At 47.9% G+C, this 12327-nt stretch carries 10 protein-coding genes; 2 read left to right on the forward strand and 8 right to left on the reverse strand.

All coding sequences use genetic code 11. The features are described from left to right. Positions 1–116 precede the first annotated feature (116 nt). The 6 genes from acuI to ilvG all read right to left on the reverse strand — a co-directional run bounded on the left by acuI (position 117) and on the right by ilvG (position 7566). Positions 117–1097, reverse strand: a complete 981-nt coding sequence (acuI, locus tag ACHUFZ_RS18860; protein WP_394128340.1) for an acrylyl-CoA reductase (NADPH) — start codon at positions 1095–1097, stop codon at positions 117–119. Positions 1098–1290: 193 nt separating this feature from the next. After that, on the reverse strand, positions 1291–2820 hold the full coding sequence (ilvA, locus tag ACHUFZ_RS18865) for a threonine ammonia-lyase, biosynthetic (protein WP_394128341.1): 1530 nt from the start codon (positions 2818–2820) through the stop codon (positions 1291–1293). A gap of 3 nt (positions 2821–2823) precedes the next feature. Further along, the gene (gene ilvD, locus ACHUFZ_RS18870; RefSeq protein ID WP_394128342.1) at positions 2824–4665 is read right to left on the reverse strand and encodes a dihydroxy-acid dehydratase; all 1842 of its coding nucleotides are present in this window, start codon (positions 4663–4665) and stop codon (positions 2824–2826) included. Positions 4666–4676: 11 nt separating this feature from the next. Further along, entirely contained in the window at positions 4677–5621 is a 945-nt protein-coding gene (ilvE, locus tag ACHUFZ_RS18875) for a branched-chain-amino-acid transaminase (protein ID WP_394128343.1), read from the reverse strand. Between the two features lie 12 nt (positions 5622–5633). After that, entirely contained in the window at positions 5634–5918 is a 285-nt protein-coding gene (ilvM, locus tag ACHUFZ_RS18880) for an acetolactate synthase 2 small subunit (RefSeq protein WP_004411027.1), read from the reverse strand. Position 5919: 1 nt separating this feature from the next. Continuing rightward, the gene (gene ilvG, locus ACHUFZ_RS18885; RefSeq protein ID WP_394128344.1) at positions 5920–7566 is read right to left on the reverse strand and encodes an acetolactate synthase 2 catalytic subunit; all 1647 of its coding nucleotides are present in this window, start codon (positions 7564–7566) and stop codon (positions 5920–5922) included. 477 nt (positions 7567–8043) lie between these two features. On the opposite strand from ilvG, the gene ACHUFZ_RS18890 reads away from it, so the two are divergent. Continuing rightward, positions 8044–9567, forward strand: coding sequence for a YifB family Mg chelatase-like AAA ATPase (locus ACHUFZ_RS18890; RefSeq protein WP_394128345.1), 1524 nt, complete (start codon positions 8044–8046; stop codon positions 9565–9567). Between the two features lie 38 nt (positions 9568–9605). On the opposite strand, the gene ACHUFZ_RS18895 is transcribed toward ACHUFZ_RS18890, so the two are convergent. Further along, positions 9606–10586, reverse strand: a complete 981-nt coding sequence (locus ACHUFZ_RS18895) for a DUF2860 domain-containing protein (RefSeq protein WP_394128346.1) — start codon at positions 10584–10586, stop codon at positions 9606–9608. A gap of 175 nt (positions 10587–10761) precedes the next feature. On the opposite strand from ACHUFZ_RS18895, the gene ACHUFZ_RS18900 reads away from it, so the two are divergent. After that, positions 10762–11658: an acyltransferase gene (locus ACHUFZ_RS18900; RefSeq protein WP_394128347.1), complete on the forward strand. Its 897-nt coding sequence runs from the start codon at positions 10762–10764 to the stop codon at positions 11656–11658. Positions 11659–11708: 50 nt separating this feature from the next. Here the strand turns inward: ACHUFZ_RS18900 and ACHUFZ_RS18905 are convergent, their stop codons facing one another. Next, positions 11709–12311: a thiol:disulfide interchange protein DsbA/DsbL gene (locus tag ACHUFZ_RS18905; RefSeq protein ID WP_053439980.1), complete on the reverse strand. Its 603-nt coding sequence runs from the start codon at positions 12309–12311 to the stop codon at positions 11709–11711. Between the last annotated feature and the right edge of the window lie 16 nt (positions 12312–12327).

Consider the following 12327-nt stretch of genomic DNA (forward strand, 5'->3'; position numbering starts at 1 on the left):
AGAATTAGAAATGTCATTCCGGAATTGAGGAACGAAATGTCCGGAATCTCTCGCGTCTAGAGATTCCTTACTCGTTCGTTCCTCACTCTAAGGAATGACGTTGTGCCGTTAATCGACTAAAGCTTAATCACAACACGGCCTGTTACTTGACCATTAGTGATGTCTTCAGCGTATTTTGGCGCTTCAGCTAGTTCTACTTCGGTACATGCTTGCTCGAAGTAGCTGTCTGGTAGTAGCTCAACCAGTTTTTCCCATGCCGCGATACGTTTTTCGGTTGGGCACGATACAGAATCGATACCTTGCAGACGTACATTACGTAGAATAAACGGCATTACTGTAGTCGGTAGATCGAAGCCACCAGCCAGACCACAAGCCGCGACTGCGCTGTTGTAATCCATTTGTGCCAGTACTTTCGCCAGTACTTTGCTACCGACAGTATCAACCGCACCAGCCCAGATTTGCTTTTCAAGCGGACGTGCTGGTTCTTCAAATTCTACGCGGTCGATAATGCGGCTAGCGCCAAGTTTTTCTAGTAGTGGACCATTTTGTTCAACGCGGCCTGTTACCGCAGCAACTTGGTAGCCTAGTTGAGCTAGCAGTGTTACGGCTACAGAGCCTACGCCGCCACTTGCGCCAGTCACTAGGATTTCACCATCTTCTGGTTTGATGCCAGCATCAAGTAGCGCTTGAACACACAGCATGCCAGTAAAGCCAGCTGTACCGACCATCATAGCTTTTTTGCTATCTAGGCCTTGTGGTAGTGGTACTAACCAGTCCGCTTTTAGACGCGCGCGCTGTGCCATGCCACCCCAGTGGTTTTCACCCACGCCCCAACCAGTTAGGACAACTTTGTCACCTGCTTGGTAGCGGTCATCTTCAGAGCTAACTACCGTACCTGCGAGATCGATACCTGGCACCATAGGGAAGTTGCGGATGATTTTGCCTTTACCCGTGATTGCTAAACCGTCTTTGTAGTTTAGTGATGAGTAATCAACATCTATCAGTACTTCGCCTTCTGGCAATTGTGCTTCATCGATCTGTTCGATGGTTGCGATAGTACGTTTTTCTTCTTGGTTTAGAATCAGTGCGTTAAACATAGTGATCTCCACAAATAGAGCAGCAATTTAAAAACTGGATTCAGTGTAGACCTAAACTGGCTATGACAAAAATGAAACTTTAGCATTATATCTATGCGCATCACGCATTTTGACCAAGGTGTGAACAAGTGAGGAATGGTTTAGGGGGTAGATAAGAAAAGCCCTTAACCGAGTCGGTTAAGGGCTTAACACTTTATGAAAGGAAGAACTTGTACGACGGGTTGTCGGTTTCATCTTTGCATTGATAGCCTAACTCACGCAGATGGGCAGAGAAGCGTGATAAGTCTGACTCATCAAGCTCAAAGCCACACAGTACTCGACCATAGTCAGCACCGTGGTTACGGTAGTTAAATAGGCTGATATTCCAATGAGTACCAAGCGTACTTAAGAATTTCACTAGTGCACCTGGGTATTCTGGGAATTCAAAGCTGTAGAGACGCTCTTTAAGTGGCTTCGAAGGTTTACCACCAATCATATAGCGCACGTGCAGCTTGGCCATTTCATCATCAGAGAGGTCGACCACTGGGTAGCCACCGTCACGCAGATCGTGAATGATGTTGTCTAACTCTTCTTGACCACCTTGTAGACGAACACCAACAAAGATGTTCGCCAGTTTGTCGTCGTTGTAGCGATAGTTAAACTCAGTCACGGCACGGCCGCCAATCAGGTTACAGAACTCAAAGAATGCTCCTTGACGCTCAGGGATGGTGACTGCCAACAGACCTTCACGCTTTTCACCCAACTCACAACGCTCAGAGACGTAACGCAGACCATGGAAGTTGGTGTTAGCCCCTGATAGCACAGTACCTAGCTGCTTGCCTTCAAGTTTATTCTGCTCAGCGAACTTCTTAAGCCCAGCAAGCGCTAATGCACCAGAAGGTTCGGCAATCGCACGCGTGTCTTCAAAGATGTCTTTAACTGCAGAGCAGATTTCATCACTTGAGACTGATATATGACCATCAATGTATTTTTCACATAGACGGAACGTCTCTTCTCCAATGCGCTTAACAGCAACACCATCGGCAAACATGCTGACTTGATCGAGCACTACTGGCTCACCGGCATCTAGCGCTGCTTTTAGACAGGCTGAATCTTCCGGCTCGACCGCAATCACTTTGATTTCAGGCATTAGCTGTTTCACCAGCACCGCAACACCTGCCGCCAGACCGCCGCCACCGACAGGAACGAAGATGTAATCGAGGTGACCATTTTGCTGCAGCATCTCCATACCTATGGTGCCTTGACCTGCAATCACTAATGGGTGATCGAATGGCGGCACAAAGGTATAACCGTGTTCTGCAGATAGACGCTCTGCTTCGGCTTTCGCTTCATCAAAGTTGCTGCCATGCAGTACTACGTTACCACCAAAACCACGTACCGCCTCGACTTTGATGTCAGGGGTGGTTTTTGGCATCACGATAGTGGTCTTTATACCGAGCTTAGTGCCTGATAGCGCCATACCTTGAGCATGGTTACCCGCGGATGCGGCAATTACACCAGCAGCTTTTTGCTCATCCGTTAGGCTCGCCACCATGTTGTAGGCGCCGCGCAGTTTAAACGAGTGCACCGGTTGGCGGTCTTCGCGTTTGATCTGCACATCGTTGCCAATACGTGCCGATAGGCGTGGCATTTCTTGCAGTGGCGTTACGGTCGCCACTTCATAGACTGGAGCTCTTAATATCTGGCGCAGATAATCCGCGCCAGTTTGGTTAGTCAGGCTCATAAGCTAGCCCTCTAGCTTTGATTTATCTCGCACTGCACCTTTGTCAGCACTGGTCGCCATACTTGCGTACGCTTTTAGTGCAAATGAAACTTCACGTTGACGATCGACTGGTTTCCAGCCTAACTCGTCTTGTTTCGCACGGCGCTCAGCAAGCTCTTGTTCAGAAACTTGTAAAGAAATTGAACGGTTTGGAATATCAATCGCGATAATATCGCCTTGTTTAACCAGACCAATTGCGCCGCCGTTTGCTGCTTCAGGAGAAGCGTGACCGATTGATAGACCTGATGTACCACCAGAGAAACGACCATCAGTCAGAAGTGCACACTCTTTACCAAGACCCATAGATTTTAGGTAAGTGGTTGGGTAAAGCATTTCTTGCATACCCGGGCCACCTTTAGGGCCTTCGTAGCGGATAACCACAACATCACCGGCTTTTACTTTGCCGCCTAAGATACCTTCTACTGCATCTTCTTGGCTTTCAAATACAACCGCAGGGCCAGTGAACTTATGGATGCTTTCATCAACGCCTGCTGTCTTAACGATACAACCATCAAGGGCGATGTTGCCTGATAGTACCGCTAGGCCACCTTCTTGAGAGAACGCATTATCGATTGAACGGATACAACCATCAGCACGGTCATCATCAAGGCGATCCCAACGACAGTCTTGTGAGAACGCTTTAGTGGTACGAATACCAGCAGGACCAGCGCGGAAGAACTTAAGTACTTCTTCGTCCTCAGTTTGGATGATGTCGTATTGCGCTAGCTGCTCTTTCATTGAAAGACCAAGTACAGTGCGAGCATCATTGTGCAGCAAGCCTGCGCGGTCTAGTTCACCAAGGATTGCCATTACACCACCCGCGCGGTGTACGTCTTCCATGTGATATTTCTGCGTTGATGGCGCCACTTTACATAAGTGTGGCACCTTGCGAGATAGGCGATCAATATCGTCCATATCGAAGTCGATTTCACCTTCTTGCGCAGCGGCTAGCAGGTGCAGAATGGTATTGGTTGAACCGCCCATGGCGATATCTAGCGCCATCGCGTTTTCAAACGCATCAAAGGTTGCGATATTGCGTGGAAGTGCTGACTCGTCGTCTTGCTCGTAGTAACGACGCGTCAGTTCAACGATACGTTTACCTGCATTGATGAATAGCTGCTCACGGTCGGCGTGGGTTGCCAGCATTGAACCGTTACCCGGCTGAGAAAGACCCAGCGCTTCAGTCAGACAGTTCATTGAGTTGGCGGTGAACATACCTGAACATGAACCACAAGTTGGACATGCGCTACGCTCGATTTGTTCACTCTGCTCGTCTGATACTTTCGGATCTGCGCCTTGAATCATTGCATCAACAAGGTCGAGCTTGATGATCTGGTCTGAAAGCTTAGTTTTACCCGCTTCCATCGGACCACCAGACACAAAGATTACAGGGATGTTGAGGCGCATTGACGCCATTAGCATTCCCGGAGTGATTTTGTCACAGTTAGAGATACACACCATCGCATCAGCACAGTGTGCGTTGACCATGTACTCTACTGAGTCAGCGATCAATTCACGTGATGGCAGTGAGTAAAGCATACCGCCGTGGCCCATTGCGATGCCGTCATCGACCGCGATGGTGTTGAATTCTTTTGCAATACCGCCGGCTTTTTCAATTTCACCCGCAACCAATTGGCCCATATCTTTTAGATGGACGTGGCCCGGTACGAATTGAGTGAATGAGTTCACAACCGCGATGATTGGTTTACCAAAATCTTCGTCTTTTACCCCAGTTGCGCGCCAAAGGGCACGAGCACCCGCCATGTTACGGCCATGAGTGGTGGTTGCTGATCTATATATAGGCATCTTCTATTTCCTTATTTCGCCGCGTCTTCTGGGTAAACGTAATCTAACCAGCCCCACTTATCTTCTGTGGTGCCGTTGAATAGGCCAAAGTATGCTTCTTGCAGTTCTTTGGTGATTGGGCCGCGTTTGCCTGTGCCCACTTCAATCTTATCGATAGTTGCAACAGGAACGATTTCCGCTGCTGTGCCCGTCATAAACACTTCATCTGCTAGGTACAGCGCTTCACGTGCAATGTTGGCTTCACGAACTTCGTAGCCGCGATCGCGTGCAATCGTCATAATCGAGTCACGAGTAATACCCGGTAGGATTGCGCTGGTTGCAGGTGGAGTGCAGATCACGCCATCTTTAACTACGAAAATATTTTCACCAGCACCTTCAGAGAGGTAACCGTCGACACTTAGAGCGATACCTTCAGCATAACCGTGGCGACGAGCTTCACCGCCGACTAGTAGTGATGACAGGTAGTTACCACCCGCTTTAGCCGCAGTAGGAATTGTGTTTGGAGCTGCACGGTTCCAGCTTGAGATCATCGCATCTACGCCAGCTTCTAGCGCTTCTTCACCTAGGTATGAGCCCCAAGGGAAGGCTGCAATGATCAGATCCATTTCTGTGTCTGCTGGCGGACAAACGCCAAGGCCAACATTACCAACAAAACCTAGTGGGCGAATGTAAGCGCTGTCTAGTTTGTTTTGACGCAGTGTTTCGCGCGTCGCTTCCATGATCTCCTCAACCGTGTAAGGAATTGGGAAGCGGTAAATCTTCGCTGAATCTTTAAGACGTTTCGCGTGCTCTAGGTGGCGGAAGACAATTGGACCTTTAGGCGTGTTGTAACAGCGAACGCCTTCGAAAACCGAAGTACCGTAGTGCATAGCGTGAGTTAACACGTGTACATTTGCCTCTGCCCAAGGAACCATTTCACCATTGAACCAAATGTAATCTGCAGTTTTTGTAGCCATTTATTGCCTTCCTTATGCACAAATCTTTTGTTGTAGGTTGTTATTCGGTAGTTCGTCGCGCGCAATTTGCGTCACTTCAACGGTGCGTACATCCCAAAGTTTCTCGATCTGATTGGTGAGAAATGAAATTGGGCGATCGCTATCAACGATGATCTCTACGCTCGCGACTTTGCTTTCGTGGTTTTGCGTGCCTGCCACTTGCTTAACAATAAAGCCACGGTGGCGAACAACGCGAAGAACACGCTCTAACAGGACAGGTTTATCGTCTGCTTTGATGTCGATTAAGTATCTTTCCATGTTATGTGTTCTCCAGCATTTCATTGTTTGAAGCACCTGGTGGTACAAGTGGCCAGACGTTTTCTTCCTCATCGATTAGAACATGAAGAAGATAAGACGTCTTACTTTCTAGCATTTCTTTTAGTGCTGGCTCAACTTCTTCTTTCTTAGTGATGGTTTTACCAGGAATATCAAAGGCTTTAGCTAGCATTACAAAGTCAGGATTGTCATCTAGGATGGTCTCGCTATGGCGGCCATCAAAGAACAGTGATTGCCACTGACGAACCATGCCAAGGCGTTGGTTGTTCAGTAACACCATTTTTACCGGGATTTGGCGACGCTTTAGCGTACCTAGCTCTTGGATGTTCATCATAAATGAGCCATCCCCAGTAATAAGTATAGATTGATCATCAGGGCGAGCGACGGCAGCGCCCATCGCAGCAGGAAGACCGAAGCCCATGGTGCCAAGGCCAGCTGAGGTGATGAAGTTTTGCGGATCGCGCGGTTGGATATGTTGCGCTGCCCACATTTGGTGTTGGCCTACATCGGTTGAGATGATTGAGCTATCTGGCATCAGATCGGAAAGCTGCTTTAGTAACCCCGGTGCGTAGATAAGTTCGCCTGGGTGGTCGTAGCGCCATTTAAATCCGCTACGTAAGCTTTCACTGTGTTTAACCCAAGGCGTGATGTCGTGAGTTAACTCTAGTTGAGGAAGAACGGCTGGGATCTCGGCGCGAACAGCGGCGTTTGCGGTGCGCAGCTTGTGCAGTTCTGCGGCGTCGATATCGATATGAATAACCTTAGCGTTTGGCGCAAAAGTATCGAGCTTGCCTGTTACTCGGTCGTCAAAACGAGCGCCCACTGCAATCAGTAAGTCACACTCTTGTACCACTAGGTTAGCCGCTTTGGTGCCGTGCATACCTAGCATACCAAGGTAGTGCGGGTCGTGGCGTTCAATTGTGCCTAGACCTTTCAAGGTACTTACTGATGGCATTGGATTTAAGCGCAGGAATTCGCGCACAGAGTCAGTCGCGTGGCCAAGTTGTACACCACCGCCAACATATAAAACCGGACGAGAGCTTTGCGATAACAGCTCTTGAGCTTTAGCGATGTCGTCAGAGTTGGCGACTGGCGCGTTAGGTGGTGTAAAGTCAGGTAAGGTCTTTACCGGAGCTTGGCCAAGCTGGACATCTTTAGCGATATCGACAATGACAGGACCAGGGCGACCTGTTTTAGCCACTTCAAAGGCTTCGGCTAAGGTTGGCGCCAGTTCATTGATGTCAGTAACTAGGTAGCTGTGCTTAGTACATGAAAGGGACATGCCGATCACATCCATTTCTTGGAATGCGTCAGTACCAATGTGAGAGCTTGCAACCTGACCTGTGATCGCAACCAGAGGGATAGAGTCCATAAAGGCATCCGCGAGACCTGTGACTAGGTTGGTTGCTCCTGGACCTGATGTTGCCATGCAGACAGCGACATCTTGTGTTGCGCGGGCCATACCGATTGCGGCCATTGCTGCGCCTTGCTCATGACGACAGAGGATGTGTTCAACACCGCCATCGTATAGAGCATCATAGATTGGCATGATGGCCCCGCCTGGGTAACCAAATACCGTTTTTATCCCCTGCTGTGCCAAAGCGGCTACGACTAACTCAGCACCTGTCATCGTAAACCTCCTGGTGGTCTGTCATTTGTTGTTGTGTTGCATTGCACATCATGTGCGCTCCCATTCTTCCTGCAGCTCTTTAATGAGCCTTTAAATTCGTTATATGCCTAAATTTACGGCCTATTAATTGTAAAAAACCCCCGGACTTTTCAGTGCGGGGGTTTTTTCTATTCTGTGGCTATCTTTCGCCCACTAGACCCCGCGTGGTGTCAATAATGACCACGATAATCAGGGCAATCAGTGCGTTAGTGCGGGCGTTGAAGTTCATCTTTATTTCTTTAGTTATATGTGTACCTAGTTAGGCACGAAAATGTTTGCGTCTCTAGTGGTAACATACAATTCCGTTAAATGACAAGCAAAAACTCATTCTTTTTTCACATTCTTTCAGCATCTAGCCAAGCTATATAACAACCTTGATAACAAAATAAACGAACTATCAGGGGTATAAATGAACAACAATAGTCAGGTGGTCAGATCATGGGCCTAGCTGTTATCCATAGCCGAGCCTGTGTCGGGGTTGAAGCGCCTGCGGTGACGGTCGAAGTCCACATTAGTAATGGCATGCCAGGCTTTACATTGGTTGGCTTGCCCGAGACAACGGTCAAAGAGTCCCGAGATAGAGTGCGCAGTGCAATTATTAACTCTCGCTTTGAATTTCCCGCCAAGCGGATTACCGTCAACCTTGCTCCGGCAGATTTGCCTAAAGAAGGTGGGCGGTTTGATTTACCGATCGCGCTAGGCATTTTGGCTGCATCCGAACAAGTTCCACTGCAAGCGCTGGCCGATATTGAGTTTATCGGTGAGCTGGCTTTATCTGGTGAACTGCGCTGCGTGAAAGGCGTATTACCTGCGGCATTAGCGGCGAACAAGGCTCAGCGCCGACTGGTTGTTCCTCATCATAATGGTGATCAAGCAGCGTTAGTCGGCGCAGATACGCACAAGTCAGCGCAGAGCTTACTCGAAGTGTGTGCTGATTTGTGTGGTCAGCAAGCATTGGCACTGCACCAAACGCCATCATTAAGCGTAAAGCGGGAACTGCAAAGAGATCTGCAAGATATTATTGGTCAGCAACAAGGTAAGCGTGCGTTAGAAATCGCAGCGGCAGGGAATCATAACCTATTGTTTTTAGGCCCGCCCGGTACCGGAAAAACCATGCTTGCTTCTCGGCTGTGTGACTTATTACCGGAAATGACCTGTGATGAAGCGATGGAGACCGCTTCGGTGGCGTCTTTGACCCAGCAAGAGATCAATATCCATAACTGGAAACAGCGCCCCTTTCGTGCCCCTCACCACTCTAGTTCCATGGCGGCGCTGGTCGGCGGTGGCTCGATTCCTCGCCCTGGTGAAATCTCATTAGCACATAATGGCTTACTGTTTTTAGATGAAATGCCGGAATTTGAACGTAAGGTGCTGGATTCCTTGCGTGAGCCGCTAGAGTCGGGAGAAATCATCATCTCGCGAGCGCAAGGCAAAACCCGTTTTCCGGCGCGCTTTCAGTTGGTGGGCGCATTAAACCCCAGTCCAACCGGCTACTACGAAGGCAATCAATCGAGAGTGAATCCGCAAACCATCTTACGTTATCTCAGCCGCTTATCTGGGCCGTTACTTGATCGTTTCGATATGTCGCTGGAAATCCCAGCATTGCCCAAAGGGACGTTAGCTGAAGGAGGGGATAGAGGCGAGCCAACCGCTGTGGTACGTGAACGAGTCTATATTGCTCGTGACGCTATGTTATCGCGCTCCAATAAAGTGAATGCCTTACTCGGCAGTCGAGAAATCGAGCGTTACTGCCCGTTAGATAAGCAAGATGCGCAGTTCTTAGAAAATGCTTTGCATCGATTGGGGCTCTCTATTCGAGCTTATCACCGCATTATCAAGGTAGCGCGCACCATTGCTGATCTAGAAGGCGTCGAGCACATTACGCGAACTCACTTGGCCGAAGCGTTAGGCTATCGAGCGATGGATAGATTACTCAGAGAGTTGACGGCTCAGGCGGTATAACAAGGCCCGTAAGTCTTCGTGACTTACGGGCGAGATCATTAGAATCGATAGTTAACACCGAGTGACAAAATCATCTGATCTTCATCGTAGAAATCGATATTCGAGTCAGTTTGTCCAAAGCCGGCGAAGGAGACCAACGACCAATTTTGCCAGCCCATAAACTGCTTGTATTCATAGGCGGCAAATAGGCTGACTTCATCATCCGAACGGGTAATGTTGTAAATAGGATGAGAGGCGTCGTAGCTGCGATTGGTGTAGCTGGCTGTTAAGACGAATTGGTGTCGGTCAATAAGCTTAAACAGTGATAACTCACCACCGATTGAGGTGTTTGAGTATGCTTCACCGTCTGCATCGGTTTGAATGTAGGTCAATGACGGGATGATAAACGTGGTGCGACTGAGAGGGAGTCGATAACCCCCTTTGACGTATATTGAACTGGCATCGCGTCTTAATAAATCACTGTTGATGTTGGTATCGAATTGCCCAGAGCGTTCATCTTTAATTTCTTTGTCTGCATACGCGGTATCAAGGCTAAAACCAGATTGAGCAATATTACTGAATTTGAGGCGGTAAGCGGTGCCAGTTTCATCGGTTTCACTACGCTGAACGCCTTCTTCAAATGGGTTGGCCCAAGTGTCTCCTGACATAATCGTCGGCAGGAAAGAGGCGTCTATCACTGTTCCATTGGCAAGTTGTTGCTTATAGCCAAGCTCAAGCGCTAAGGTACCTATCGCAATATCTTCTCGCGAGGTACCAGCGTAAACCTGCTTATCGAGTTTTTGACCAAAAGTATAGGCGAGGTTGCCCAGTGGAAAGACAAGAAACCCATCTTCTCTTTGTCCGGCTTGGGTATTGTCAGCCAGTTCAGCATTCGCATCGGTATTGAAATTGGATGTTGAAGAAGTATAACCGCTGCTAAGTGAAAGTTCGCCACTGAGCCCAGCATGTTTAGACAGTTGAGCAAGTGCGGGTGTGGAAATAACCGCGAGGGCTAGGACGATAGGTTTGATGGTTGTCATTATCGGCGCTCCATGAAGTAAACCTTTTGACTTGAATTTGTTGAAGTTTAAGCAAACTACTCTGACCATGCGTAGTTTGGTTTTAAACTTCCCTCTGGCTTGTATAATTACACGCTGTTTTATTATTCATAAATAATTCTTTATAAATTTTGTTCAAATCTCACTATTAAGCGATATGTTGGCACATCTAATCTTTGTTCTGAATACAACTCTGGTTATCCTCAATTCTGCACTTTGCTCCTTGGCTATATGTCTTGTTGCGGTGTTAAAAGTGCTGTTACCTAGCGCCGCTCTTAAGGCTAAAGGGACGCAATTAGCCAATAAAATAATGTGGCTATGGGCGACGATTAACGCGTTGATTTTAAATGTATCTAACCGAGTAGAGTGGGATGTTGAAGGGGGAGAGGAGCTCAAACAAGATGGCTGGTATTTGATGATCAGTAACCACCTAAGCTGGACGGATATCGTTGTGCTATGCAGTGTGTTTAAAGATCGTATCCCAATGCCTAAATTCTTCCTTAAGCAGCAGCTTTTGTACGTGCCATTTATTGGTATGGCTTGTTGGGCGTTGGATATGCCGTTTATGCGTCGTTACTCACGTGAGTATTTGATTCGTCATCCTGAAAAGCGTGGTCAAGATTTAGCCACCACTCGTCGTTCGTGTGCCAAGTTCAAACATACCCCGACAACCGTGGTTAACTACGTCGAGGGAACTCGTTTTACTAAGCAGAAACAGAGTAAAAGCCGTGCGGGTTACGAATACTTGCTGCAACCGAAAACTGGCGGGATTGCTTATACCTTGGCGGCCATGGGGGATCAGTTTAGCAGTATCATTGATGTGACATTAGCTTACCCACAAAATACCGATAAGCCATTTAGGGATGTGTTGATGGGGAGAATGAGCAAAATTGTTGTGCGTACTAGAGTGCTTCCGGTGGATGAGCAAGTTCGCGGTGACTATTTCAATGACAAACCCTATAAACGTCAGTTCCAGCAGTGGCTGGGGGATGTATGGCAACAAAAAGACGAGTTACTTAAAGAGCTGCACCAGCCCTCTTCATCGATAAAGTGACAATAAAAAAGGGAGCCATAGCTCCCTTTTTTGATAATTGTTGGTGGTGATTACTTCAGGGTCAGTAGGTAGTTAACCAGTGCGAAGTATTCATCTAGCGTCTTGATTGATTGTGCATCAACAAGGTATTTGTTGTTCACCACTACCGCTGGAACGCCTGAAAGGCCGCTATCTTTAAACTGTTTATCAAAGCGACGAACCATTGAATCAACGGCGAAGCCTTTGAATGCAGCATCAAACTTTTTCGCATCAACGCCTTCGTCTAAGAAGATTTGACGAAGTTCTTCATCATTCTTCGGTGCTTTACGCATGTTGTGGATGCGGTTAAACATCACTGGGGTCATCTTATCTTCAATTTTTAGCGCAACCATGGTCGCGTAAGCTTTGCTCATTGATTCACCCATGCTACCACCCATGAAAGAAACGTGGTTCTTTTGGAATTTAGCGTCGGCTGGTAATTGAGCTTTAAGCTGCTGAATGATAGGTTCAAAGGTATTACAGTGCGGACAGTAGAAAGAGAAAAACTCTGTGACCGTTGGTTTTTTCGATGCTTCTAAATTAAGAACTTTGTAGTGCTCACCTTGACTGAATTGTGCAGCGTGAGCTGTGAAGCTCAGCATCAATGTGGCAACGAGTGCGAACAGCTTTTTCATTTTTGACTCCATGTTG

It is taken from the genome of Vibrio hepatarius, from assembly GCF_043642085.1.
GTDB lineage: Bacteria > Pseudomonadota > Gammaproteobacteria > Enterobacterales > Vibrionaceae > Vibrio > Vibrio hepatarius_C.